Consider the following 26395-nt stretch of genomic DNA (forward strand, 5'->3'; position numbering starts at 1 on the left):
TCCGGCGGCTGGCGCCCCCGCTGCGTTCCATTTTCACCCCCGAGGCCCGCCGTCCCCATGCAACAGCCCACGTCTGCTCGACCCACGCTGCGCGTGTCCGATGACCGGAGCTTCGTCGAAGCCGAGGCCGCCCTGGAGAAGGCCGGCCGTGTGGAGGAGTTGATCCGCCTGTACGAGGGGCGCTCGCGCGACGTCGCCAGTGACGAAGCGGTGCGCCTGTTGTGCCGCGCGGCGGAGCTCGCGCACGAGCGGCAGCGCAACGCGCCGCGGGCGGAGGAGCTGCTCAAGCGCGCGCTGCTGGTGGCGAAGGAGCCGCTGCCGGCGCTTCGTGGCCTCAAGCGCCTGCACGAGTCGCGGCAGGACGCCGCGGCGCTGTCGGACGTGCTGGAGAAGCTGGGCAGCGCGACCCAGGGCGAGGAGAGCGCGGGCCACTACCTGAAGGCGGCGGACCTCTACGAGCAGAAGCTCTTCCGTCGCGACAGGGCGGTGCTGTGCCTGCAGCGAGCGGCGCGCGCGAAGTCGGACCGGGCCATCTTCCGGCGGGTGCGGCAGCTGCTCCTGTCCGAGGAGCGCTTCCAGACGGCGTTCGAGGCGCTGGAGCGCGAGCGCGAGGCGCTGGGCGACGCGGGCATGGCCGAGGAGTACGCGGCGCTCGCCGAGCGACTGGTGGACGACCCCACCGAGCACGAGCTGGCGCAGCGGGTGCTCGACGTCGCGCGGACGTTGGAGCCGCAGAACGCGCGCGTGGAGAAGGCCACCCGCGCGCTGCAGCGCTTCGAGCAGACGTGGCGCGACCGCGTGCGGATGCTGCGCGGCATGTCGCTGGAGGAGCGCGACAGGAAGAGCGCCGCGCGGCTGTCGCTGCTCGTGGCGAAGCTGTTCGCCTGGTACGACCCGGGCTCGGCCGGCAAGGTGAAGGAGGCGTTGGACCGCTGCTTCCTGCTGTGGCCGGGCATGCCGGAGGGCCTGTCCCTCATCGAGAAGATGGCCGCGCGCGCGGGCACGGACTTCGCGCCGGCCATCGAGCAGATTGAAGCGATGGCGGGCGAGGTGAAGGACCGCGGCGCGCAGGTGGACCTCTGGCTGCGCGTGGGCACGCTGCGCCTGGGCAGGCTGAACGACGCGCCCGGCGCGCTGGCGGCCTTCGAGAAGGCGGTGGCGGCGGACCCGTCGCGCGCGGACGCGGCGAGCCTCACGGCGGAGCAGCTGCTGGAGGGCGGCCGGGCGCAGGACGCGGTGGTGGTGCTGGAGCGCTACCTGGGCACCGTGAAGGACAAGTCGGGCCAGGCGGCGATGCGCCTGCGGCTGGCGGAGCTGTGTCTGACGCAGCTCAAGGACGGCGCGGCGGCGCGCGCGCACCTGGAGGCGGCGCTCAAGCTGGACCCCACGCACGCGCTGGCGGCCTTCCAGCTGGCGCGGCTCCTGGCGGAGGACGAGGAGCTGGAGGCGGTGGTGCCGCTGCTGGACCTGGCGCTGCTGGCGCCCCGTCCGAGGGCGGAGCGGGTGGCCTTCTGCGAGGCGCTCGCGCTGATGTTCGAGGAGAAGGACGACGCGCGCGGCGCCTTCGAGGTGCTGTCGCGGGCGCTGGAGTTGGATCCGGCGCGTCCGCTGCTGCTCGGCTCGGTGGTGGAGCACGCGGAGAAGGCCAACGCGCGGCCCGCGCTGGCCCTGGCGCTCCAGCGCGCGGCGCAGGCGGCGCCCGTGGTGGAGGTCGCGGCGACGCTGTGGCGGCAGCTCGCGCAGCTGCTCGAGGGACCACTGGCGGACCCCGTGCGCGCGGAGGCGGCGTGGCGCGAGGTGCTGGTGCGGGTGCCCGGTGACGAGGCCGCCGCGGAGGCGGTGAAGTCGCTGCAGGCGGCCGCGGCGCTCGCGGACGACCCGAAGGCGCGCATCGAGGCGGAGGTGACGCGGCGCGAGGCCGCAGGCGCTCCGCCCGAGGAGCTGGAGCCGCTGGTCCGTGAGTGGACGCAGCTGGCGCCCGACGAGGTGGGCGCGGTGCAGCGGCTGCAGGCCTTGTGCGTGGCGCTGTCCCGCTTCGACGAGGCGGCGGCGCTGGCGGGGCGGCTGGCGGCGCTGGCGGAGACGCAGCTGGAGCGCAACGAGTGGACGGCGCGCCAGGCCAAGCTGTACGCGGAGCGACTGGGACGTCAGGAGGATGCGGCGGACCTGTTCCTGGGCCTGCTGACGGAGAACGTGTCCACGGGCGTGGTGGTGGGCGGCCTCGAGCGCCTGGCGGCCTCCGGCGTGAGGACGCAGGAAGTCACCGAGGCGCTGGCGGCGCACTACGGGCGCACGGGCGACCACCAGCGTCAGGTGGCGGCGCTCCAGCAGCAGCTCGAGTCCACGACGGACGGGGCCGCGCGCAAGCGGCTGTTCTCGCTTCTGGCGAGCATCCACGAGAAGCAGCTCGCGGACAGCCGCGCGGCCTTCGATACGCGCGTGCGCGTGGTGCGCGAGGACCCTCGGGACGAGTCGTCGCGCGGCGAGGCCCTGCGGCTGGCGAGGGACCTGTCGGCGCACGCCGAGCTGGGGCGCGTGCTGCGTACCCTGGCGGCGGAGGCCGAGGACCCGGCGGTGGCGCTGTCGCTGCTCACCGAGGCGGCGGGGCTGGCGGAGGAGGGCGGGCTGGTGGCGGAGGCCATCGCCGCGCTCGAGGCGGCGGTGGAGCGCGCTCCGGAGTCGGGCGCGGTGTTGCAGCGACTGGTGCGCCTGTACGGTCGCGCGGGTCGCGCGGCGGACGCGGAGGAGCTGCTGCGCAAGCGCATCCAGGGCGCTCGCGGCGCGGAGAAGCTGGAGCTGCTGCTCCAGTTGGTGGACCTGAACACGGAGCTCGGGCGTCCGGCGCAGGCCGCCGAGGCGCTCCAGTCCGCGCTCTCGCACGGCGCCGAGGAGGGGCGGCACCTGCCGCGCCTGGCGGAGCTGTACGAGAAGGCCGGCCGCACGCGGGAGCTGGGCGACACGCTGGCGCGGATGATTGGCCTGGCGGAGTCGGCGGGTGAGACGGACAAGGTCTCGCGGCTGAAGCTGCGCCGCGCGCAGCTGCTGCAGGGCCTGCAGGACGGCAGCGCGGAGGCGGTGAGCAGCTACGCGGACATCCTGCTGCAGCGCCCCTCGGACCCGGACGCGCTCGCGGCGCTGGAGGCCATGCTGGCGTCGGGCACGGCGCGCGAGGCCGCGGCGCGCGTGCTGTTGCCCGCGCTCGAGCGGACCAAGGACTATCGCAAGCTGGTGGCCACGCTGGATGTGCTGGCGGAGGTGGCCAAGGACGACGCGGCGCGGGTGCAGGTGCTGCGGCAGGCCGCGCAGGTGCATCTGGCGCATCTGCGGCAGCCGGAGCTGGCGTTCGCGGCCCTGGCCCGCGCGCTCCGACTGGCGCCCGGCGACGCGGGGCTTCGCTCCACGGCGCGTCAGGCGGCCGAGGACGCCGACGCGTTGGACAGCTACGCGGAGATCATCGAGGAGCTGGCGGAGGAGGGGGACGTGGGCTCCGCGCGCGCGGCGCTGCTGCGCGAGCTGGCCGAGGTGCAGGAGAAGAAGCTCGACGACAAGGCGGGCGCGGTGAAGGCCCTGCGCGCGCTGCTGGTGCTGGAGCCGGGCAACCTCGACAGCCTGCGCGCCTTGCAGCGGCTGCACCGGGGCGGCGAGGAGTGGGCCGCGCTGGCGGAGGTGCTGGAGAAGCTGGCGGCCGCGTCGCCGGAGCCCGCCGAGCAGCTCGGGTTCCTGCGCGAGGCCGCGCTGCTGCACGAGGCCCGCCTGTCGGACCTGGAGAGCGCGGCGGAGGCGTGGCGCGCCATCGCCCAGCGGGACCCGGGCAACCGCGAGGCCGCGGCCACGTTGGACCGGCTCTACACGGAGCTCGGGCGCCATCAGGACCTGGCGTGGGCGCTGGCGCTGCGCCGCAATCAGGAAGGACAGAGCCCGCAGGGCCGCGAGGTCTCCTTCCGCCTGGCCGAGCTGCAGCGCACGGTGCTCGACGACTCGAACGCGGCGCTGGGGCTCTACAAGCGCATCCTCGCGGAGGACTCGGGTCACCCCGGGGCTCGCGCCGCGCTCGAGGCGTGGGTGAAGGCGGCGGTGTCCGCCAGTGGCGCCGCGCTGGATGTGTTGGACCCGGTGCTCGTGCAGGTGGGGGACCATGCCCGCCGCGTGTCGCTGCGCGAGGCGCGGATGGAGTCCGCGCTCACCACGGAGAAGATCCTCCTCGCCGGGGAGATTCGTCGCATCTACGAGCGCGACATGAGCCAGCCGTCGCTGGCCTTCATGTCCGCGGTGAAGTCCTTCGCGCAGGGCCTGGACCGGGACGGTGTGCGCCCCGACCTGGAGCGCCTGGCGCGCGAGACGGGCTCGCACGAGGTGCTCGCGGAGATCTACGAGACGGCGGCGGTGGAGCTCACCGAGGGTGACCCGGCCGCGCTGGACCTGCTGCGCCGCGCCGCGGAGCTGCGCGAGTCGTTGGACCAGCCCGAGGAGGCCGCGCGCCTCTGGAAGAACCTGCTCGCGGACGCGCCGCAGGACCGCCAGGCGCTGGAGGCGCTGTCCCGGCTGTACGAGAAGGGCCAGAACGCCAAGAGCCTGTCGGAGGTCTACACGCGTCAGGCCCAGCTCTCCCAGGACGCAGAGGAGCGCGTGGGGTTGTTGCTCAAGGCGGGCGAGGCGTACGCCAACGCGGGTGAGGACGCCCGGGCCATCGAGACGTACCGCTCGGCGCTGGCGCTGCGGCGGCTGCCCGAGGGGCTGCTCGCGCTGGAGCGGCTGTACGCGAAGGCGCGGCGCTTCGTGGAGCAGGCGGACGTGTTGGATCAGCTCGCGGACGGCGCGGCCGACGACGCCGCGCGGCGGGGCTGGCTGCTCAAGCGCGCGCAGTTGCTCGAGAAGGAAGTGGGCCCGGCGGAGGCGCTGCCCGTCTATCGCCGGCTCCTGGAGCTTGCGCCCGGGGATGGCCAGGTGGTGGCGGGCCTGGAGCGGCTGATGGCGCACGACGGGCCCCGCGTGGAGGCGGCGCGCCTGTTGGAGCCCGTCTACCGGGGCCTGAACGACACCCGGAAGCTGGTGGAGGTGATGGAGGTGCTGCTGCCTGGCGTGGCGCCGGAGCGGCGGCTGGAGCACATCCAGGAGATCGCCACCCTGCGCGAGGCGCTGGGGCAGACGTCGCTGGCCTTCGTGGCGCGCCTGCGCGCGTTCAACGAGTTCCCGCAGGAGACGTCGGTGCGCGACGAGCTGGAGCGGCTCGCGGCGGACTCCGGCTCGTTCGAGGAGGTCGCGGGCGCGTATGAGGACCAACTCGAGCGGGACACGCAGGAGCCGCTCGCCGGGGACTTGTGGCGCCGGCTGGCGGCGCTCTACGACAACCGCCTCAAGCGCTACGACCTCGCGGTCCGCGCGCTGGAGGAGGTGAGTCGCAGGGACCCGAAGAACAAGTCGGTGCTGGAGTCCATCGCCCGCGTCCATCGGCGCACGGGGGCTCACCGTGAGCTGGGGCTGGTCATGCGGCGGCAGGTGGCCGCGGAGCCGAACGCGGCGTCGCAGGTGAATCTGCTGTTCGAGCTGGCGCACCTGGCCGAGGAGACGCTCGCGGACAAGGCGCTGGCGGCGCAGGCGTACCGCGAGATCCTTCTGCTGCGTCCGGAGAACGCGAACGCGCTCAAGCTGTTGGGGCGCGTGCTGGCGGAGATGGAGCGCTGGCCGGAGCTGGCGCAGCACATCGAGCGTGAAATCCAGCTCGCCGACGCGCGCGGTGCCCAGGAGGAGTCGTCCGATCTGCGCGTGCGGCTGGGGCGCCTGAAGTTCTCGCGCCTGGACGACCCGCGCGGGGCGCTGGAGCTGTACCAGTCCGTGCTGGAGCGGCGGGCGGGACACGCGGGCGCGGTGGGTGCGCTCGAGGAGATGGCCCGCTCGGAGAGCCCGCTGCGTGGCGCGGCCGCGAGCGCGCTGGAGCCGGTCTTCGTCGCCGTCGGCAACCACCTCAAGCAGGTGGAGATGCTGGAGTCGCGCGTGTCGGCGGAGGCGGTGCCCCAGGAGCGCGCCGCGCTCCTGCGCCGCATCGCCGAGATGTACGCCGGTCCGCTGGAGAACGCGGAGATGGGCTTCCTCGCCGCGACACGCGCGTTGCGTGAGCTGCCCGATGACCTGCGCTCGCTGGAGCTGTGCGTGTCGCTGGTGGACCGCGCCGAGGCCCCCGAGGAGCTGGGCGCGGTGCTGATGGAAGTGGCGCCCAAGGCGGGAGACGCGGCGCGCGCCGAGCTGTACCGCGCGCTGGCGCGGCTGCAGACGGACCTGGGCGAGCCCGCCGAGGCGCTGGCGTCCTGGAAGCGCGTGCTCGAGCTGCGGCCCACGGACGCCGAGGCGCTGGATGGCACCGTGCGACTGGTGGCGTCGCAGGGCAAGCCGACGGAGCTGCTCGAGGTGCTGCGCCGTCAGCTGGCGGTGGCCGAGGAGCCCGCGCGCCGTGCGGCGGTGCTCTTCCAGATCGGACACCTGCAGGAGGAGCAGCTCCAGGACGCCCTGGGCGCGCTGGCGACCTTCCGGCGCCTCCTGGAGCTCAAGCCGGACGACGTGGCCGGCCTGGAGCGCATGGAGGCGCTGTGCCAGAAGCAGGAGCGCTGGCCGGAGCTGGCGGACGTGCTGGCCCGCCGCATCGCGCTGATGCCTCCGGAGGCGGGGCTGGAGCTGAAGTTCCGCCTGGCCTCGGTGCGCGAGACGCGGCTGTTGGACCGCACGGGCGCGCTGGCGCTGTACGGCGAGGTGCTGACGGTGCAGCCCAACCATCCGGGCGCGGTGGGCCGGATGGAGGCGCTGGTGTCGCGCGAGCCGCAGAACCTGCTCGCGGTGGAGACGTTGCTGCGCGCCTTCCGCGCGAGCGGCGACGTGCCGCGGCTGGCGCAGCTCATCGAGACGCGCGTGGGCGTGTCCACGGATGCCTTCGAACGCAAGGCGCTGTTGGGCGAGCTGGCGACGCTGCGCGAGTCGCAGGGCGAGTCGGAGCTGACGTTCCTGGCGCTCTTCCGCGCCTTCAAGGAGGACCCGAACGACGGTGAGGTGCGCCGTCGTCTGGAGAACGCCACGGATGCCTCGGACAGCTACGACGAGCTGGTCGCGGCGTACGAGGAGGCGCTGCCGCGCGTGGCCGAGGCCGCCGACGCGGCGCAGGTGTGCCTGAAGCTGGGCCAGCTGCTCGAGTCGAAGTTGAGGGACTCGGACCGCGCCGTCTCGTACTACGAGCGGGCGCGCACGCTGCATGTCGCGGTGCAGGCCAAGGCGCTGGTGGCGCTGGACCGGCTGTACCTGGAGCTGCAGGCGTGGCCGGAGCTCGCGGGCATCCTGGAGGCGCTCGTCACCGGCGCCACCGAGCAGGCCGAGCGCGTGGGCTACCTCTTCCGCCTGGGACAGCTCTACCAGGAGCGGCTGGACAGTCCGGACCGCGCGGCGAGCGCCTACGAGGGCATCCTCAAGCTGGAGCCCGGGCACCTGGCGTCCGCGCGGCTCCTGGAGGGCATCTACGAGGCGGCCTCCGCGTCGGAGAAGCTCTACGCCATCCTCAAGCTCCAGTCGGAGAAGGTGGCGGGGGCGGAGCGGGACCGCGTCCTCGCGAAGATGGCGCAGGTGTCCGCCGAGGGGCTGTCGGACCTGGGCGGCTCCATCGAGCTGTACCGCGAGCTGTTGGCGAAGAACGCGCGCAACGACCAGGCCTTCTCCGCGCTCGAGTCGCTGTACGAGCGGGCGAACCGTCCGGAGGACCTGCGCGCGCTGCTCGAGGGCCGTCTGTCGATGACGCTGGACCCCCGTGAGGTGGTGCGGCTCAACGAGCGGCTGGGGCGCGTGGTGTACCGGCTGCTCAAGCAGCCCGAGGCCGCCGTTCCGTACTTCAAGGCGGCGTTGGACCGTGACGCGCGCAACCGCGCGGTGCTGGACACGCTGCGCGAGCTGTACGACGAGACGGAGCAGCGCGAGGAGCTGGTGGGCGTGCTGCGCCGCCTCATCCCGCTCCAGGAGAACAGCGAGGGCGTGAAGGCGCTGCGCCTGCGCCTGGCGGAGGTGCTCGCTGGGATGGGGCGCCGCGAGGAGTCGCTGGACGCCGCCCGTCGCGCGCTGGAGGTCGAGCCCCACCAGGTGGCCGAGCTGGAGCGCGTGCACACGCTGTTCGTCTCGCTGCGCGCGTGGAACGACGCGGTGCGCGCGCTGGAGCTGAAGGTGCAGGTGCACCTGGGCGCCGAGGAGCGTGAGCGCGCCGTCGCCACGTACTACGAGGTGGCGGACCTGTGGGCGGGGCCGGGCGGCAAGCCCGAGCAGTCCACGGGAGCGCTGGAGAAGGTGCTGGAGCTGGACCCCGCCAACCGCACGGCGTACGAGCGCGTGTGCGACCTGTACCGGACGTACAACGACTGGCGCGCCTACGCGACGGCCGTCGACCGGTACATGCCCCACTTCGTCACGGACGAGGAGAAGATGGCCGCCCTGCGCGAGCTGGCTCGCGTGCAGGAGGAGCGGCTGGGGCAGAAGGACGTGGCCTTCCTGGCGCTCTGCCGCGCGCTGCAGCTGGATGCCTCGGACGACACGCTCCGCGAGGAGGTGGAGCGGCTGGCGGACGAGACGGGCAGCCACGAGGAGCTGGCGGCCGTCTACGAGGAGGTCGCGGACGAGCTGCCCCGTGGGCCGCTGGCCGAGCGGCTGTACGCGACGCTCGCGCGGGTCCACGACACGCGGCTGGATGACCCGCAGGCCGCGGAAGGGGCGTTCCGGAAGATCCTCGAGTTCGACCCGACCAACGCCACCGCGCTGGATGGACTGGCCGCGGTGTTCCAGCGCCGGGGCCACGAGCGCGAGTACGTGGTGGCGCTGGAGCAGAAGCTCGAAGCCGCCGGCTCCATCGAGCAGCGCAAGGGCATCCTGCGGGAGATTGCCCGCGTCTGGGACGAGAAGCTGGAGGACCCGTCCGAGGCCGCGAGCGCGCTGTTGCGCGCGCTGGAGCTGGAGCCGGACACCGAGACGCTCGGCGTGCTCACCGCGCTGTACCGGCGGCAGCGCGCGTGGCGCGACGTGGCCATGACGCTCCTGCGCGCCAGGGATCTCGCGGACACCGCCGAGGAGCGCGCGCGCATCCAGGTGGAGGTCGCCGGGGTGTTCGAGCGCGACCTCTCGGACGACGAGTCCGCGGTCGCCGCCTACCGTCAGGCGCTGGAGCTGGACCCGGTCAACCGCGAGGCGCTGGAGTCGCTGGAGCGGCTGCACACCAAGCTGGACCAGCCCGCGGACCTGCTCGCCATCTACGAGCGGATGCTGGAGCTGAGCGACGACTGGCGCGAGAAGGTCCGCGTCCTGTTCCGCAGTGCCACCATCTGGGAGGACAAGTACCAGAACCCGGCCAACGCGGACGTGTGCGTGGAGAGCGTGCTCTCCATCGATCCGCAGAACGTCCAGGCCATCAAGGTCCTCATCCGCCTGCGTCGGGTGCAGGGCCGCTGGGAAGACCTCATCAACGCCTACGAGCGGCAGCTCTCGCTCGCGGTCAGCCCCGAGGAGCAGGCGGAGCTGTACGTGGACATCGGCAACGTCCAGTACCAGAACCTCAAGGCGGTGGACCGGGCCGTCAACAGCTACCACGCGGCGCTCGCGGCGGACCCCGGCAGCCGGCCCGCGCTGCACGCGCTGGGCAAGCTGTACGAGCGCAGCGGCAACTGGCCCTTCGCGCTGGAGATGCTGCAGAAGGAAGCGGAGCTCGCCGGCCAGTCGAAGGACGCGGTGGAGCTGTACTTCCGCCTCGGGAAGATCAACGAGGACATGCTGATGGACACGGGCAGCGCCCGGAACGCCTATCAGCTGGCCATCGCCATCGACGCGGGCCACCTGCCCAGCCTCCGCGCCCTCAAGGGCATCCTCGAGCAGGACAAGGACTGGAGCGGCTACGAGCAGACGCTGCGTCAGGAGGCCGAGCAGACCGAGGACCCGGTCGCCAAGGGCAAGGCGCTGCTGGACGTGGCGCGCTACCACGCGGAGACGCGCGAGGACCGCGACACCGCCACGGGCTACTGGGAGGAGGCGCTCAAGCACATCCCGGACAGCATCGAGGCCGCGCGTCCGCTGGCGGACGTGTACATCGCCCACGAGCAGTGGTCCGACGCGGAGCGGATGCTCGACATCGTCACGCGCAAGCTGTCGGAGAAGGCGATGGTGGAGAAGGACGCGGCCACGGCCGCGGACCTGTGCCGCCAGCTCTACCGGCTGGGCTACGTGGCGGAGAAGCTGGGCCGGCGCGACAAGGCGCTCAGCTGCTACGAGACGGCGTACGAGCGCGACGCGACGTACCTGCCCGCGCTCGAGGGCTACGGCAACCTGCTCGTGCAGACGCGCCGCTACGAGGGCGCGCTCAAGGTCTTCCAGACCATCCTCATCCACCACCGCGAGGAGCTCACGGACCTGGAGGTCGTGGAGGTCTACTGGCAGCTGGGTGACATCCACGCCGCGCTCAACCAGGCGGACCGCGCGCAGAACCACTTCGAGAAGGCGCTGGCCATCGACCCGGGCCACGAGCCCACGCTGCGCGCGCTCGTGGTGCTGATGGACAAGGCGGGCCAGTTCGAGAAGTCCGCGGACCTGCGCCAGCAGCTCGTCGGCGTGCTGGAGGGCGAGGCCAAGGTGAAGGTGTACCTGGACCTGGGCCGCATCTCCCGCGATGAGCTGCACGACCCGTACATGGCCATCGACGCCTTCACCGGCGCGCTGCGCGTCCAGCCCGACGCGCTGGAGGTGATGGACCAGCTCTACGTGCTGCTGCGTGAGACGCGGCAGGGGCAGAAGGCCGCGGACGTGCTGGCGCGCATGCTGGCCCTCCCCGCGCTGGCGTCGGAGCCGCACAAGGCCAAGCGCGTCTGGTTCGCCCTGGGCGAGCTGCGCCGTGACGACCTGAAGGACGTCGAGGGCGCGAGCCAGGCGTTCAACGCGGCGTTGGACCTGGACCCCCGCTTCGTCGAGGCGTTCAGCTCGCTCGAGGCGATGCTCGGTGGCGCCCGCCAGTGGAAGTCGCTGGAGGAGAACTACACGAAGATGCTCGGCCGTCTGCCCAAGACGCCGGAGACGCACGTGGCGCGCATGGCGCTGTGGCGCGCGCTGGGGGATTTGTACCACCAGGTGCTCAAGCACCCGGAGGGCGCGGTGGCCGCCTACGGCGTGGCCGCCAAGGGCCTGCCAGACGATGCCGCGGTGCAGGAGACGTACGCCGAGCTCGCCGGCAACCTGCCCGGCAAGGAGGACGAGGCCATCGCCGCGCTCCGTCGCGCGCTGCCTCACACGACCGACGCGCGGAAGATCTGCGGTCAGCTCGTGCGGCTCGCGGCGCTGCGCAAGGACTACGACCTGGCGTGGCTCGCGGCCCAGGCCGCCTCGGGGCTGCTCGGTGAAGCGGGGGAGGACGAGAAGGAGATCCTCTCCAAGCTGGGGCCCTACGCGAAGAAGAAGGAGGTCGCCCAGCGTCCGGTCGATGACCGGCTGTGGCACACGCACCTGTTCCACCCGAAGGCGCGAGGGCCGCTGGCGGAGCTGCTCGGTCTGCTCTTCGCCAAGGCGGGACACCTGTACGCGGTGCCCTTCACCCAGTACCAGCTCGTGCCGAAGAAGCACCGCATCGACGTGGCCAGCGCGCAGGAGTACCACGTGCACCACTACCGGTACGTGGCGCGCCTGTTGGGCATGGAGGCGGTGGAGCTGTACTCGCCCTTCCTCGTGGCCACGCGCGAGCGCATGGCGAAGCGCTCCAACGAGCCCGCGCCCGAGCCGCTCGTCAACGTGGAGCTGCTCCAGACGCATCCGCCGTGTGTCCGCGTGGGCGGCAAGTACTTCGCGGAGCAGGGACAGAAGGAGGTGTACTACCTCCTGGGCCGCGCGCTGGCGCTGGCGCGTCCGGAGCTGGCCTTCGCGCAGTACGTGCCGGCGGAGCGACTGGAAGCCATCCTCCAGGCGGCGCTGAACCTCGTGGTGGGAAATGTGCGCGTCGCCGAGTCGCTCCACGGCGTGGAGATGGAGCGGCGGGCCCTGGAGAAGGTCCTCACGGACGTGGACCGCGCGGCGCTCGCCAAGGCGGCCCGGGCCTGGCTCCCCACGGCGACGCCGCAGTCGGTGCGTCAGTTCCTGGAGGGCGCGGAGCTGACGGCCGCGCGCGCGGGCCTCTTCGTCGCTGGGGAGATGGAGCCGGTGCGCCGGCTGGTCCAGGGCGAGACGGGCTCCACCTTCCGCGTCGCTCCTCGCAACAAGCTCAAGGAGTTGCTCGTGTTCGCGACGTCCGAGGAGCTGCACCACCTGCGTGTGGCTGTTGGCACACACGTGGAGGTGCAGGTGCGCAGATAGCGCGGTAGAACCCGGGCAAGGGTTCACGCGTTGATGAGCAACCGGGCGGTCGAGGTACTGATCCTTGACCGCCTCGGGTGGCCACTTCTACGATTCCGACGGGATTTCTCCCGTCATTTCCGAGGCTTGCGGAAAAGATGCGTTTCGTCTGTGACAGCTGCCGCGCGCAGTACATGATCAGCGACGACAAGGTTGGCCCGAAGGGGGTCAAGGTTCGTTGCAAGAAGTGCGGCCACACCATCACCGTGCGCCCGGCGGGCGCCGCGGCGGGGAAGGATTCCCCGTCCGAGCCCGCGTCCACCTCTTCTCCCGCTCCCGAGAGCGCGAGCACCCAGGGCAAGGAGGCCGATTCGTCCTCCTCCGCCTCGCTGCCCGCGACGCTCGGGACCCCGCCCGAGGGAGGCCTCTTCACGGACGTGGAAGAGGACGAAATCGGCGCGGTCTTCGACCAGGTCCTCAGCTCCGGCACGCACAAGATTCCGGCGGGTGAAGCCGCCGGAGAGGCCGCCGCGCGCGATGCCACCACGGAGTCGGTGCGCAAGCTGGCCGAGGCAGAGGACGAGCCCGACAAGGAGGAGCCGAAGCCCGCGGCCACCTCTCACGAGTGGTACGTGGCCATCGACGAGAAGCAGGTCGGGCCGCTCACCGTGGAGAAGGTGAAGGACGCGTGGGACCGTGGCGAGGTGGGGCCCGACAGCCTGTGCTGGCGTTCGGGTTTCAGCGATTGGATTCCGTTGTCGGAGACGGCGGAGCTGGCGTCGGTGCTGGCGCCGCGTCCGTCGAAGCCGACCATCGTCGCGCCCGAGCCCGTGTCGGGCTCGACGCCCACGGTGCAGCCGGGGCCCGTGCAGTCCGCGTTCAGCGCGGGCAAGCCGAAGGGCGATTCGGTGGTGCTGGCGTCCTCCTCCGAGGAGCCGGTGGGGTGGAAGCCGTCGGCCGCCAGCGTGCTCGCCTCGCTCGTGAAGGAGGAGAACGACGCGCTGTCCAAGCCGCCTCCGACGCCCGCGCCCTCGCTGGGGCGTGAGCCGGTGTCGCAGTCTCGCCTGCTCGACGTGCCGATGCCGCCTCCGGAGCCGGTGTCGTCCCCGTCGCTGCTGGGCGCGGGGCCGGCGATGGCCGCTCAGATGTCGCCTCCGCAGGCGTCGCATGCCTATCCGCAGCAGCCCTATGGCCAGCCGGCGCAGATGCCGTATGGGCAGCCGCAGGGGCACTACGCGCAGCCTGTCCCGGCGCCGTATGCGCCTCCCGCGGGCTACCCTCCGGCCTATGCACAGGGCGGGGGGGCGCCTTCTGGCGGAGGCAAGGGCCGGGTGGGGTTGATCGTCGGCATCGTTGTGGGCGTGCTGGGGCTCGGTGGTGGAGCCTGGGCGCTGGCGTCGAAGGGCGGCACTCCCGAGGCTCCGCCCACCCAGCAGCCTGTCGCCGCGGCCACGCCGCCGGCGGCTGCTCCGCCCGTGGTGACGCCTCCTCCCGTCGCGGCGGCACCTGTCGCCGCACCGCCGCAGACGCCGCCCGTCGTGGCCACGGCGCCCGGAGCGCCGACGCAGCCTCCTGCCCCTGATACAGCGGGCGCGGCGAACCCCGCCGTGGCCGCCGCGGGAGCGCCCACGACGCCTCCCACGACCGCGCCCGTGGCGACGCCGCCTCCCGTGGCCGCGCAGCCCGTGGCGGGGCAGGTGCCCGCGACGCCGCCGGCGGATGCGGTGAAGCAACCGCTGGACAACGCGGTGGCGAAGGTCGAGCGGACGACGACGCCTCGGCGTGCCTCCGGCTCCTCGTCTTCTTCGTCTTCTCGACGGGAGGACACCGAGGAGCGCCCCGTGGCGCGCGCGGAGAAGCCGTCCTCGAGCGATGGTGATGACGACTTCGACGAGCTGTTCGGCACGAAGAAGTCGAAGCCCGAGCCGAAGGCGTCGGAGAACCGCCCCACGGCCTACATCCCTCCCGAGCCGGGCGGGGGCGGGGTGCGAGACACCCTTCAGCGTTCCGACATCATGGAGGTGGTGCTGAACAACAAGCCCGCCATCGTGAAGTGCGTGAACGAGCAGAAGAAGAAGGACCCGATGCTCAGCGGCAAGCTGGTGATGCGGTGGACCATCCAGACGAGCGGCAAGACGTCGAACGTCACCTGCAAGTCGGATGAGTACCGCAGCACGTACATGGCGACCTGCATCACCGGGCTCATCAAGAGCTGGGCGTTCCCGAAGCACAAGAAGCAGGGCGAGCCCATCGACTTCCCGTTCACCTTCTGAGCGGGAGAGGAAGAATCTGGGTCCTTGGCGACATGTGTGTCACGCCAGGGTCCCATGTGAGTGTTCGCTTTCGTGAGGGCTGAATTTCCGCGGGAGCGATGCGTCCGTGGGCGTGTCGACACTCGTTGACACGTCACGACGGGCGGGACTAAAGCCGAACCGCTTGTATGGACGTCGGGGCCTGACTTCAGTGGCCGGAGGCCCCCCAGCAGACGATTCCAAGCAGATCCACGGAGGGATTCCCAACATGCAGCTTCGTAAGATGATGCTCGTGCTCTCGGCACTCGGCGCGATGAGCGGTTTGATGGCGGGTTGTGGCGACGACGACCCGAGTGGCACGACGTGCTCCGGCAACGACGACTGCGCTGAGAATGAAATCTGTCACCCGGACGCGAGCGTCTGTGTTCTGACGTGTACGACGAGCAACGACTGTCCTGCGTCCGCGAAGACCTGCGCGGAGCTGGGTGGGACGAGCTCCCAGTCCGACACGCTGATCTGCCAGTGCTCCACCGACGCGCTGTGCAATGGCGGCTCGGACGGCACGTCGAGCGACCTGGTCTGCTCGAACCTGGACAACGTCTGCGTCCCGGCGTGCGACTCGAACGATGACTGCGGCTCCGGCCGCGTGTGTGACACGGCCTCCGGTCAGTGCGAGGAGGACGACACGGGTCCGACCACCTGCTCGGGTGAGGGACAGTCCACGTGTCTCTACGGTGATTACTGCTCCAGCAGCACCTGCACCGCAGTTCCGGCGCCTACGTGCGCGAACTTCGACCCTGCGCAGGGTGGCAAGCAGCCCGTGTGGACGATTTCGAGCTCGGGGCCGATCATCTTCAGCATCACCAAGCAGTCCTGGGCGCCGGACACCAACTCCATGCCCTGGTGTGGCGCTGCGGACACCGTCAAGGTCCAGGTGAAGGCCTACCAGCCGGCCAACAGCAACAACAAGTTCCCGGATCAGCGGTCCGGTCTTCAGAACCTGCTCTACGTCAAGGTCAACGGCACCGAGGAAAATGGCGTCAACCTGATCCGCCCCTCGGAGTACGCCACCAGCCAGAACGGGAAGGTCGCGACCTTCACGATGAACTTCTGCCCGGGCGCCATCAACACGCTGTCCATCGGTCTCTACTTCCGGGACGGCAACGAGATCTGCGGCGTCATCCAGAAGTAGCTCGCAGCCTCGTTGCAGTCAGCTGAAAGCTGTTTGTAGCGCAAGAGCCCCATCCCATGACCCGGGGTGGGGCTCGTTGTTTTGGGCCGGAACGCAGTTGGTGGCGAATGCCGCCATGAATAAGAGAAGATTTCCTGCGTTGAGATAGGTGGTGGCGCTGCTCGTCCGGCGTCCTTCCGCGAAGGAGAGATGAGATGGCTTATCGTCACGTGGTCCTGGCTATTGCAGTGGTTTCCGCGCCTGCCCTTGCGGGAGACGCCTCGGCGGGTCAGGGGGTTCGTCTCGAATGCCCGGCCGGGACCACTCAGAAAGGAAGCAAGCCCACGAAGGACCTGGGGGTTTTCTGCATCAAGACCGGAGGAAGTTCGGACCTGGACAAGGTCGTCCGTCATGGTCCCTACGTCGACTTCTGGGCCAATGGGCAGAAGCAGTCCGAAGGGCAGTTCAAGGACAACCTGCGGACTGGGCGCTGGACGTTCTACGACGCGAATGGTGTCAAGACCGGCGAGACCGAGTTCGAGCGCAATGACTACCATGGCAAGCGCGTCGAATACTTCGCCAACGGCACGAAGAAGCTGGAGCAGGCGTGGGTGAAGGGCCTTCAGGACGGTCTTGAGGTCGTCTACGCGGAGGATGGCCGGACGGTTTCGCAGGCCCGATTCGCGGCCGGCAAGCCGGTTTCCGACCGGTAGTCCCGGAACATCAATCTCCGTCTTGCCCCCTCCCTGTTGGTTGGGGAGGGGGAGGGCCAGCTCCCCTCAGGGCTTTCCCGCGTCGAACGACTCGGATAGGAAGCTCAGTCGTGAAGGCCCCCTTGCTCTCCCTCGTCCTTCCAGAGATCCCCGTCCGCACAGTGGCGGAGATGGGCTTGCGCGAGCTTGAGCGCATTCGTCTCATCCTGCGGGGTGGCTCGGTCATCGATTGGCGTCGGATGCACTTCCAGACGCGAGACGAGGTCGACCGCTTCTTGCGACTTTGCCAACTGGATTTGTCCCAACCTCACGACGAGGCCTGGGCGCGAAGCGTGCTGGCCGAGTCGGTGGTCTATTTGCGGAAGACGTTCAACTACCGTGTTGCCGACGCGGTAGCCCAACCGACAGAAATCCATGACCTGTTCCTTCTGGCCTCAGGGGCCAAAGGTGAGGTTCGGCATCGGCGGATCGCCTGTGTCGTACTCAAGGTGATGCATGTCATTCAGCACATCGAGGGGAGAGATCTGCTGTTCCGGCTTGCCATCTCCGAGGCTGAACTGGCGGAGTTGGTGACTGAGAGAGTCCAGGGGGTCGCACGTGAGATGCAGGCGAAAGGGTTGCCTGTTGTCGAATTCGCGCACTCCATCAAGACCCAAGACTCCTTGGTGACGAAGCTGCTGGCCAAGAAGGAGACGGTTGCGGCACAGGTCTATGATCGGACCCGTTTCCGGATTGTGACCCGTGCACGAGAAGACTTGTTACCGGTCCTCTACTATCTGACGCAGTGGTTGTTCCCGTTTCATCTCGTTGTTCCCGGGCAGACTGAAAACACACTGCTCCCCTTTCGCAGTGTCCTGGAGGAGAATCCTCACTTCGAGCAAGTCACCCATCGACTCCACCTCGATAAAGACTACGAAGCTCGTGAGGACAAGAGTGGCAACTCCTTCTCCGGAAACACCTATCGGGCGCTGAACTTCGTGGTGGACTTGCCAGTGCGTATGGACGCCCATCTCCCTGCTCCACACGAAGATACGCGTTCACGGAAGGGCCGGGTCATCATCTCCTTGGTCGAGTTCCAGATCGTCGACCAAGAGACCGCCCGATTGAATGAGCAGGGAGAGAATGCGCATGATGCCTACAAGCGCCGTCAGAAGAAGCGTGTGCTGAAGCGACTCAGCCAGGGGCTGGTTGTCCCAAAGCGCGACAACAGCTGAGTCGACGGAGGGCTGGGCGCGTTGAACGCCCAGCCCCACTGGCTCATTGGTTCTGCTGCGCGACGTAGACGTGCGTCCCAGTAGCTGTCGTTTCCAGCCAGGCAACCAGCGGACGGTTCTCTTTTCCGAGAGCCAGCACGGGTCGGCTACCCGGAGTGCTTGCGCCTGACTCCGCACTCAGTGCCGGGCCGAGCTGTGTCCAAGAGGACGTGCTTCGCTTGGCGACGAAAATCACTTGCTCCGGCTCGGCGAATCCACTCCAAGCCAGCAGCGGAGAGCCATCATCACCCATCGTGAGCGATGGAGCTTTGTTGTTGGTCGAGTGTGGGGTCACGAGCTCTGGAGATTGCCACGCACTGCCCTGCCACCGCGCGAAGAAGATGTTGGAGGATGCCCCAGCGCCCTTGAATTCGTCCCAGGCTACCAACGGTTCGCCAGCGCCATTGGTGGCAAGTGCTGCTTGGTCAGTGTAGGCGTCGGTAGGACTGGAGATGAGTGCGGTTCCAAATGGCTGTGAGTGGTTTTGGGTGACGGTGATAGCGCGAGTCCCGAGCGAGTCGACATAGCTGCTGTGGGCTGCGAAAATGGTGTTTCCCGCGCTGGTTATTGCCTTGAGATAGTTGTTGAGCCAGTCAGGGCCAAGAAACAGCTGTGCCTGCGTCCAGGTCTGCTGATTGGCTGTGAGGATGTAGGCTTTGGACTCGTAATATGCGGTGACGTAATAGACCTGGGCATAGACAGTGATCGCTCCCGATGCGTCCACCGCGAGCTTGGGGATGGTCGTTTCGGTGCCGGAATCATTCGGGAAGGGAGGAGGCGTGAGGGATTGCCACAACGTTCCCGACCAGGCCATGACTTGAATGGGCGGGACACCTGCTTTCCCAACAGCTTCATCCCAAGCGATGATGATCCTCCCTGAGTTGTCGATCGCAAGGTCCGGACGCTCTGCGTGGGCACCTGGTGCGGAGTGCACTCGAAGAGGTCCTCCGAGTCGTTGCCATTCTTGTCCGGTCCATCGCATCACATGGATGTTCTTGCTCGTCCCATCCGACTCCGACCAGGCAATGACGGGCAGCCCATCCGTTCCCACCTTCATCACCACGTTCTCCGCGGGCGTGTTCCCAGGAGACGCGCTGATGGCGCCTCCCATGGGCAGCCAGAAGGGGACCGCGAAGGACCACGAACCACCCGTGGTGAGGATGTTGCCCGCCTCGTCGGTGATGGGCTGCTCCGCCGTCCCAAGTCGCACGCTCACCGCCGTGGACGCGGCGAGTGACGCAGCCGGGGTCAACGTCAGGGTCCGTCCATCCGCCGACAGCTCCAGGGCGACAGGAATGGGCACGCCGCCATCCCCGATGAGTCCCACGTTCGAAGTGCTCACGGTCGCCGCCTTCACGGCCTCGCTGAACCCCACCTCGACGCGGGTCCGGGCGCTCACCTGGGTTGCCCCGTGTGCCGGCTGCCTGCTCGCGATGCTCGGCGCCGTCCGGTCCACCACCACGGTCCTCGCGACACTCGCGAACGTCGAGCCCGTTCTCGTGGCCTTGGCCACCAGCGTGTACTCCCCCTCGGCCTCGCTCGTCGTATCCCAGTAGTATGTGTAGGGCGGCGCGGTCCACGTGGTCAGCACCGTGTCTCCCTTCATCAGCTCGACTTTCTCGGCTTGTCCCCCCTGCACCGCGACTTCGACCGACAGTCCTCCATTCGTGGCGCTGTACGACGCTGAAGGCGCAACCCAGGAGACCGCCAGGTCCCCCAGGGGAACGATGGTGAGCGAGACGCTCCGGTCTCGATGGAGCGCTCCTGAGATTCCACGCACCGTGAGCGTCACGGGACCGGGCGCAACCTGCTCGGAAACACTGATGCTCAAGCTCGAGACCGTGCTCGCGCCGGGAATCGTGACCGAGGGCGCGGTGATGCCTCCCGGTGGACTCACCAACATCACCGAGACACTCCCATTGAAGCCATTCTTGCGGACGAGCGAGACCTGGAAGCTCCTCGTGGCCCCCTGGAGAATCGAGTCCTCCGTGGGCATGACATTGAGCTCGAAGTCCCCAGCGGGCTGCTCGCCTCCGTCCGGGAGACTTCCTGCGTCAGGAGGAGGCTGCCCCGCATCAGGGATGTCCTCCGGCCCCGCGACGTCCGGGACATCGATACAGGCGGACAGCAGGAAGACGGCGAAGAGGGGGACGGACAGGCGAAGTCGGTTCGTCATGAAGGTCTGCTGTGCAGGGAGTGTTCCAGTCCAGACACCTACCATGACACGCCCTCCTCCCCGCCGAGGCCCCGGGGCCCCGTCTCATCCCCTGGCTCCCGTCCCGGCCCCTGGACCCCGGACAAGCGAAAGCCCGCGCCCCCCGGACGTCTCCGGGTGACACGGGCTTCGTGCTCACGGGCCAGCAGGGGCCTGACCGCCTACCTCTTCTTGCGGTTCTTCTTCTTGTTCTCCTTCTCCCGCTTGCGGCGCTCCTTGATGGCATCCCGGTCCTCGCCCTTGGCGCCGGCGGCGGACGGCGGGGCGTAGCCCATCAACCGGGCCTTCGCCATGGCAGCCTGGCCCATGGGGGGCGTGTAGCCCGGAGCCACCTGTGGCAGCTGCATGGGCAACCCCATGCCCGGCATCCCGCCGCTCATCATCTTCTCCATCATCTTCGGGTCCCCACCGAACATGCTGGAGAGGTCCATGTTCCGCATCTGCGACAGCTGACCCAGCTGCTTGAAGCCGGGGATGCGACCCAGGAGCCCCGGGTTCTGGCCAATCGTCCCCATCACCTGCTGCATCATCCCGAACTTCTGCAGCAGCTCCCGCACGTCCTCGGGCTTGCGACCACTGCCCTTCGCGATGCGGTTCACCCGGCTGGCGTTGATGAGGTCCGGACGCAGGCGCTCCTTCACCGTCATCGAGTCGTACATCGACTCGATCTTGGTGAGCTCCTTCTCGTCCGGGTTCAGGTGCTCCGTCATCTCGCCGAAGAGCGGGAACTTCTCCAGCAGGTCCTTGAGCGGACCCATCTTCCGCACCATGCGGATCTGCTCGACGAAGTCCTTCATCGAGAACTGGCCGGACAACAGCTTGCGCGCGTCCTCCTCGGCCTTCTTCTCGTCGACGACCTTCTCGAAGTCCTTCATCAGGCCGACGATGTCGCCGAACCCGAGGATGCGGCCGGCGAGGCCCTCCGGACGGAACTCCTCCAGCTTGTCCATCGACTCGCCCATGCCGAGGAACTTGATGGGCTTGCCGGTGACTTCCTTGATGGACAGCGCCGCGCCACCACGCGCGTCACCGTCCAGCTTGGTCAGGATAAAGCCATCCAAGGTCAGACGCCGGTCGAACTCGGCCGCCGTGCGCACGGCGTCCTGACCAATCATCGCGTCGCACACCAGCAGGATGTTGTCCGGGTGCACGTTCGACTTGATGGACTCCAGCTCCGACATCAGCGCCTCGTCGATGGCGAGACGACCGGCGGTGTCGATGAGCACCACGTCGCACTTCTGCTCGCGAGCGGCGGCATAGCCCCGCTTCGCCAGCTCGGGAGGCTGCACCCCGGGCTCGTGGTAGACGGGCACCTTGAGCCGCTCGCCCAGGACCTTGAGCTGGTCCACGGCGGCCGGACGGTAGATATCCGCGGCCACGAGCAGCGGCTTGCGGCCCTGCTGGAGCAGCCGGTTGGCGAGCTTGCCCGTGGTCGTCGTCTTACCCGAGCCCTGCAGACCCACCATCATGATGCCGGACAGCTGACCCTTGGGCTTGAGGTTCAGCCCCGTGTCCACCGGCCCCATCAGCGCCTCGAGCTCGTCGTGGCAGATCTTGATGAAGTGGTCCATCGGGCTGACCTTGCGCTTCTGGCCCGAGGCATCGGTGATGGTGGTCTGGACGAGCTCTCCCACGGCCTTCTCGCGGACGCGGGCGACGAACTTCTTCACCACGTCGAAGGCCACGTCGGCCTCGAGGAGCGAGACGCGGATGTCGCGGAGCGACTCGTCGACCAGCTCCGGGGTGAGCTCGCTCTTGCCGGCGAGGCGGTTCTTGGCGGCGCGGAAGCCCTTGGTGACGGTCTCAAGCATGGGGGGCGCTTTATAACAGGGGGGAGGTGGGATGCGACCTTGGAGCGCATCCCAGGCGTCGAAGAGTGAAGAGCCGACCCCCGGGCCCGTCTGGCCCGGGCCGAGGCCCTGGATTCATCAACGCTCCCAAGGGGTTGGCGCATCCCCCAGGGCCCGGCGGGTGGCTTTCGGGCCCGGGCCCCAGCCTGCCCGGGCCCCGGTCGAGCGGAGGCCCCGGGGCTGTCCTCCGCTCAACGGACCTGTTCGAGGTCCTCGAGGATCCTTCCCCTGTGCGCGGCATCGGCCATGCCCAGGGCCGCGAGCACGTCCTCGGCGGCGAGGGGCGCACCGCGAGGTCCTCGCCGCGCGGGCGCCGGAAGGTCATCCCCGCGTGGGCCGCGCCTGAAGTCGTTCGCGGACGGCCGGGGACTCGGCTCCACGGGCGACAGGATGGGCGCGGGCCACCCTCTGCGGTACGCGGCATACAGCTCCGCGAGCTCCCACAGCAGCACCTCCAGGGGCCGGATGTCGATGAGGCTGGGGTGGAATTCGAGCCGGAGCACGTGCTCGCTCACGTCCAGGACGAACAGCGTCGCCTGGACGAGGGGCGCGCCCTGGCGGTCGACCGGACGCCGGGCCTCGTGGCGCAAGGCCTCGGCCAATCGTGCCTCTCGCACCGCCGAATAGGGCGTTCCATCGAGCAGGCTGATGGTGGGGAGGACGAAGACGCCGGGCACGGGGGGCGTGGACCACGGAGCGCCGTGGCGATGCTGCAGGGCCTCGAGCGCCAGACGCAGCGCGCGCCAGTCGAGCAGGCCGGACAGACGGAAGACGCGGGGCAGGTGGCATGTGCTCGCCGCGTCCACGTGTCCCGGTCGCTCGAAGTCCCGCCAGAGGTCCACGTGCATCGGGCGGGCTCCCGTCCGTCCCCGAGGCTCGGATGCCGAGTGTCCCACGCTCCCGTTCATGGCGACTCACTCCGATGTCCAGCTGGGCGAGGCCACGGGGCCAGGCCCGACGCGGTGGGACGAGACAGCTCAGGCGCGTTGGCGGGCGTCCTCCTGGATTCGGACGCGGTCCTTCTTCCCGGCGGTCGTCTTCGGCAGGGATTCGCAGGTGTCGATGCGAGTGGGGACCATGTAGGGCGGCAGGTAGTCCGCGCAGTGCTGTCGCAGGTCCTGGAGGCTGGCGCTCGCGTTGTCCTTGAGCACCACGAAGGCGCGCAGCTCCCCGCCCGCGAGCTCGTCCGGGAGCGTCAGCACGGCGCTCTCCTCGACATCCGGGTGGCGCAGCAGCACCTCCTCCACGGCGGTCAGCTCGATGTGGCGGCCCCGGACCTTGACCCGGTCATCGCGGCGGCCCAGGAAGCGCAGCACGCCTCCACCCTCCCGGGTGACCCGATCCCCCGTCCGATAGGCCTTGGGGTGGCCTGGAATGGGGCCGAGCACCTTCCGGGTGTGCTCCTCCTGTCCCCAGTAACCGCTCATCAGCGTGGGGCCCGCCACGCACAGCTCGCCCTCCTCTCCGTCCGCCGCCCGCGCGCCGTCATCCCGGATGACGAAGACCTCGTCTCCGCAGCAGACCTTGCCGATGGGCAGGGGTTCGGGGCTCGCGAGGTCCGCGGGCGTGACGACGTGGTACGTGCAGACGTTCGTCTCGGTGGTGCCGTAGAGGTTGAGGTACCGCGGCCTGGGCAGGGTCAGCACGAGCTTGCGCAGGTACTTGTGTGGGAAGACCTCGCGGGTGAAGAGCACGGTGCGCAGGTGCGGGAAGGCATGCCGTGACAGCTCGCCTCGGGCCTCGAGCTGGGTGAGCACCGAGGGCACGGAGTGCCAGATGGCGATCTCCCTCTTCGCGATGAAGTCCGCCAGCTCCCGCGGAATCGCGGACAGCTCGATGGGCACCAGCACCAGCGTGGCGGCACCCTTGGCCGTGGCGAAGAGGTCGAAGACGGACGGGTCGAAGTGGAAGGGCGAGAGGCTGGAGACGCGGTCCGAGGAGCGCACGTTCGCAGTCTGGAAGGCCCACTCGACGAAGGCCTGCGCGGCGCGGTGGCTGTGCATGACCCCCTTGGGGTGTCCGGTGGCGCCGGAGGTGTAGAGGACATACGCCAGGTCCTCTGCCGTGGCGCGCGAGTCCTTCTCCAGGCGCGAGGTGGAGCGGGTGCGCACCTGCTCCCAGGTCAGGGTCGTCGGGAGGTTCTCCCCGGGAGGTGCTGATGTGGTGTTCGGCTGTCGCGTTCCCACCAGGATGATTCCGCGCAGGGTCTGCACCTGCTGGAGCGAGGCCTGCCAGGAGGGGGTGGTGAGGATGGCCGCGAGCGCGCAGTCCCTCGCGATGAACTTCAGGCGCCACTCCGGCGCGGAGGGGTCGATGGGGACGTAGGCCGCGCCGGCCTTGAGGATGCCGAAAAGGCCCACCACGGCCTCGAGCGACTTGGTCAGGTGGAGCCCCACGCGCGCGCCCCGGCCGATGCCGAGCTCCTGGAGCGTGCGGGCCACCTGGTTCGCGCCCGCGTCGAGCTCCTCGTAGGAGATGGCTCGCTCGCCGTCGATGACCGCTGTCCGTCGAGGGGCCGCTCGCGCGCTGTCTTCAAGGTACTGAAACAACATGGATGTGATTCTCCTCAGGGGCCCAAGGCGTGGGTCACGAGTTCTCGGTGGAGCACGGAGCGCGAGTCGGGGGGCTCACGAAAGGCATACACGCCGGGCGCGGGGGCCTGGACGGCGTCCGCTCGGAGGCGCGAACGGGGCGACGTGCTCATGGGCGGCGTTCTCCCCTGTCGTTCCAATGGGACCCGCGCAGAATGCGCGGTGCCACCGGAGATGTCGTTCGTCCCGGGGTCGTGCCCGTGAGGCGCCTTCAGGACAGTGAAAGCCGGGCGCCCTCGGAGTCCGAGAGGCGGGCGCGCTGGGGCAGACGAGGCAGGGGGAGGCCCGGGCGTGGGGCCTCGGAATGGTGTTGAGCAGTGGGCAGGGGGATTGGTAGGACAGGGGGCCTGCACGAATGGCGGAACTGGCAGACGCAGCGGACTTAAAATCCGCTGACTCGCAAGGGTCGTCCGGGTTCGATTCCCGGTTCGTGCAATATCGTGAGTCCGTCAGGGAGGATGCTCGCCTCCCTGACGGCGCGCTGCTGCCACGGCGGCACGAGACGGGTTCCGCTCAGTGCCCTGATCATCCCGAGGGTTTACGGATTCGGCGTCCAGCAGCGGAAGCTCTGTTCAACGAAGTTCGAGACGTAGGTGTTGGCGTCGAGGACGCGGAAGCGGATGTACTTGTAGTAATACCGTCCGCCCGGGTAGAGGCCGAACTTGCAAGGCTCGCTGAAGGTGGTGGTGCCATTGCGCCAGGGCCAGTTGCCTGGAGCGGGATCGACGTCGAGGTTGTGCGCCCTTTGCCATTGGTAGGTATAGGGCGTCACTCCGCCGCTCGCGCTCGCTGTGCACTCGATTCGCTCGGTCTCGTCCATCCATTCGCAATTCATGGTCGCCGTGGGAGGAGGAATCTCGAGCGTGGTGTCCGTCCCATCCGCCCGGGCTTCCGGCGCAATGCCAGGACACTCCCCACCGTCAGTTTCGATGAAGTACGGGCTCCTTTGCCCCGTGCGCACGGGTGTCCTTCCACAGATGCACCGCTCCGTGCCGACCGATGTGGTGAGGGTTGCATCGCTGTAATACCTGATGAAGTACTCCGACAGGCAGATGAGGAGCGGGGCCTCCTGTGAAGCCATATCGGGTTGCGCTTCCGTGTCGGCATCATCCACACCACAGCCGAACTGGAAGCCAAGGACTGCAAGGCCCAGGGTCAACAGGGTACGCATGGTTCCTCCCAACGCGATTGACGCTTCGTGTGCTGCCTGTCGATGATGCCACGGCCGTTGCGTGTGCATTCATGGTGGAGAGGCTTTTTCGCGCAGGCCGGTGGAAATGTTCACCGTCACCCGCGTGGCACACGCAATGGGGTTGTCGGAGGCGCTGCTCCTGGTGAAGGCTGCGCCTTCATGGAGAAACTCATCCCGGGACTGCATCACTTCCAGACCGAGGTCTTCCGCTCCAAGCAAGACCTCTATTCGAAGCTCGCGGAGGCGCAGAACCCCGAGGTCCTCTTCATCACCTGCTCCGACTCTCGCGTCCTCCCCAACGAGGTGACGGGCGCCGGGCCCGGCGAGCTGTTCATCATCCGCAACGCCGGCAACATCGTCCCGCCCTACAGCACCGCCAACAACGGCACCGCGGCCACCATCGAGTACGCCGTCGCCGCCCTCAAGGTCCGCCACATCATCGTCTGCGGACACACCCGCTGCGGCGCCATGCACGGTCTGCTCAAGCCCCAGCTCCTCGACAAGCTCCCCCAGATGGCCCAGTGGCTGCGCCACGCGGAGTCCACCCGGCGCATCGTCGAGGCCAGCTACGCCCACCTGAGCGGAGATGCCCTCCTCGATGCGGCCGTCGGTGAGAACGTCCTCGTGCAGCTCGAGAACCTGCGCTCCCATCCCACGGTCGCCGAGGCCCTCGCGAACCGCGCGCTCAACCTCTACGCCTGGGTCTACCAGCTCGAGGACGGCTGCGTGCACGCCTACGAGCCGAGCCAGGGGCAGTTCACCCCCGTCGTTGCCACGGACGGAGACTCCCTCCGCGCCCGGGGCCGCTTCGGCCTTCGCCAGGTGCTCTGACTCGGTCGCGCCCAG

The 26395-nt window shown here is 69.2% G+C and carries 11 protein-coding genes and 1 tRNA gene; 7 read left to right on the forward strand and 5 right to left on the reverse strand.

Features of this window, described 5'->3' with window-relative positions:
- Window positions 1–57: 57 nt before the first annotated feature.
- From K8640_RS03350 to K8640_RS03370, 5 genes are all read left to right on the forward strand, one after another.
- Window positions 58–12333, forward strand: coding sequence for a tetratricopeptide repeat protein (locus tag K8640_RS03350; protein ID WP_223745736.1), 12276 nt, complete (start codon window positions 58–60; stop codon window positions 12331–12333).
- Between the two features lie 137 nt (window positions 12334–12470).
- Window positions 12471–14585 (forward strand): adventurous gliding motility protein GltJ, encoded by a 2115-nt coding sequence (gene gltJ / locus K8640_RS03355; RefSeq protein WP_223745737.1) that lies wholly within the window; start codon window positions 12471–12473, stop codon window positions 14583–14585.
- 247 nt (window positions 14586–14832) lie between these two features.
- A complete protein-coding gene (locus K8640_RS03360) occupies window positions 14833–15756 on the forward strand; it encodes a hypothetical protein (protein ID WP_223745738.1) in 924 nt (307 codons plus the stop codon).
- A gap of 194 nt (window positions 15757–15950) precedes the next feature.
- Window positions 15951–16448, forward strand: coding sequence for a toxin-antitoxin system YwqK family antitoxin (locus K8640_RS03365; protein WP_223745739.1), 498 nt, complete (start codon window positions 15951–15953; stop codon window positions 16446–16448).
- Between the two features lie 110 nt (window positions 16449–16558).
- Window positions 16559–17662, forward strand: a complete 1104-nt coding sequence (locus K8640_RS03370; RefSeq protein WP_223745740.1) for a TIGR04552 family protein — start codon at window positions 16559–16561, stop codon at window positions 17660–17662.
- A 43-nt stretch (window positions 17663–17705) separates the two neighbouring features.
- Here K8640_RS03370 and K8640_RS03375 read toward each other — a convergent pair whose 3' ends face one another.
- The 4 genes from K8640_RS03375 to K8640_RS03390 all read right to left on the reverse strand — a co-directional run bounded on the left by K8640_RS03375 (window position 17706) and on the right by K8640_RS03390 (window position 24318).
- The gene (locus K8640_RS03375; protein ID WP_223745741.1) at window positions 17706–19877 is read right to left on the reverse strand and encodes an Ig-like domain-containing protein; all 2172 of its coding nucleotides are present in this window, start codon (window positions 19875–19877) and stop codon (window positions 17706–17708) included.
- A 200-nt stretch (window positions 19878–20077) separates the two neighbouring features.
- The gene (gene ffh, locus K8640_RS03380; protein ID WP_223745742.1) at window positions 20078–21727 is read right to left on the reverse strand and encodes a signal recognition particle protein; all 1650 of its coding nucleotides are present in this window, start codon (window positions 21725–21727) and stop codon (window positions 20078–20080) included.
- A 230-nt stretch (window positions 21728–21957) separates the two neighbouring features.
- A complete protein-coding gene (locus K8640_RS03385; RefSeq protein ID WP_223745743.1) occupies window positions 21958–22614 on the reverse strand; it encodes a hypothetical protein in 657 nt (218 codons plus the stop codon).
- Between the two features lie 129 nt (window positions 22615–22743).
- A complete protein-coding gene (locus K8640_RS03390) occupies window positions 22744–24318 on the reverse strand; it encodes an amino acid adenylation domain-containing protein (RefSeq protein WP_223745744.1) in 1575 nt (524 codons plus the stop codon).
- A gap of 388 nt (window positions 24319–24706) precedes the next feature.
- On the opposite strand from K8640_RS03390, the gene K8640_RS03395 reads away from it, so the two are divergent.
- Window positions 24707–24792 (forward strand) — tRNA-Leu (locus tag K8640_RS03395).
- A gap of 103 nt (window positions 24793–24895) precedes the next feature.
- Here K8640_RS03395 and K8640_RS03400 read toward each other — a convergent pair.
- Window positions 24896–25528 (reverse strand): hypothetical protein, encoded by a 633-nt coding sequence (locus K8640_RS03400; RefSeq protein WP_223745745.1) that lies wholly within the window; start codon window positions 25526–25528, stop codon window positions 24896–24898.
- Between the two features lie 180 nt (window positions 25529–25708).
- Here K8640_RS03400 and K8640_RS03405 point away from each other — a divergent pair, with 180 nt between their 5' ends.
- The gene (locus K8640_RS03405; protein ID WP_141323624.1) at window positions 25709–26380 is read left to right on the forward strand and encodes a carbonic anhydrase; all 672 of its coding nucleotides are present in this window, start codon (window positions 25709–25711) and stop codon (window positions 26378–26380) included.
- The last annotated feature ends 15 nt before the right edge of the window (window positions 26381–26395 follow it).

It is taken from the genome of Myxococcus sp. XM-1-1-1 (assembly GCF_020037095.1).
Lineage (GTDB): Bacteria > Myxococcota > Myxococcia > Myxococcales > Myxococcaceae > Myxococcus > Myxococcus fulvus.

Bases quoted from the DNA above. Each gene is read 5' to 3' on its own strand.
- K8640_RS03360 (WP_223745738.1), top strand. From the start codon at position 14,833: ATGCAGCTTCGTAAGATGATGCTCGTGCTCTCGGCACTCGGCGCGATG.
- gltJ (WP_223745737.1), top strand. From the start codon at position 12,471: ATGCGTTTCGTCTGTGACAGCTGCCGCGCGCAGTACATGATCAGCGAC.
- K8640_RS03375 (WP_223745741.1), bottom strand. From the start codon at position 19,877: ATGACGAACCGACTTCGCCTGTCCGTCCCCCTCTTCGCCGTCTTCCTG.
- K8640_RS03390 (WP_223745744.1), bottom strand. From the start codon at position 24,318: ATGTTGTTTCAGTACCTTGAAGACAGCGCGCGAGCGGCCCCTCGACGG.
- K8640_RS03385 (WP_223745743.1), bottom strand. From the start codon at position 22,614: ATGCACGTGGACCTCTGGCGGGACTTCGAGCGACCGGGACACGTGGAC.
- K8640_RS03365 (WP_223745739.1), top strand. From the start codon at position 15,951: ATGGCTTATCGTCACGTGGTCCTGGCTATTGCAGTGGTTTCCGCGCCT.
- K8640_RS03405 (WP_141323624.1), top strand. From the start codon at position 25,709: ATGGAGAAACTCATCCCGGGACTGCATCACTTCCAGACCGAGGTCTTC.
- K8640_RS03400 (WP_223745745.1), bottom strand. From the start codon at position 25,528: ATGCGTACCCTGTTGACCCTGGGCCTTGCAGTCCTTGGCTTCCAGTTC.
- ffh (WP_223745742.1), bottom strand. From the start codon at position 21,727: ATGCTTGAGACCGTCACCAAGGGCTTCCGCGCCGCCAAGAACCGCCTC.
- K8640_RS03350 (WP_223745736.1), top strand. From the start codon at position 58: ATGCAACAGCCCACGTCTGCTCGACCCACGCTGCGCGTGTCCGATGAC.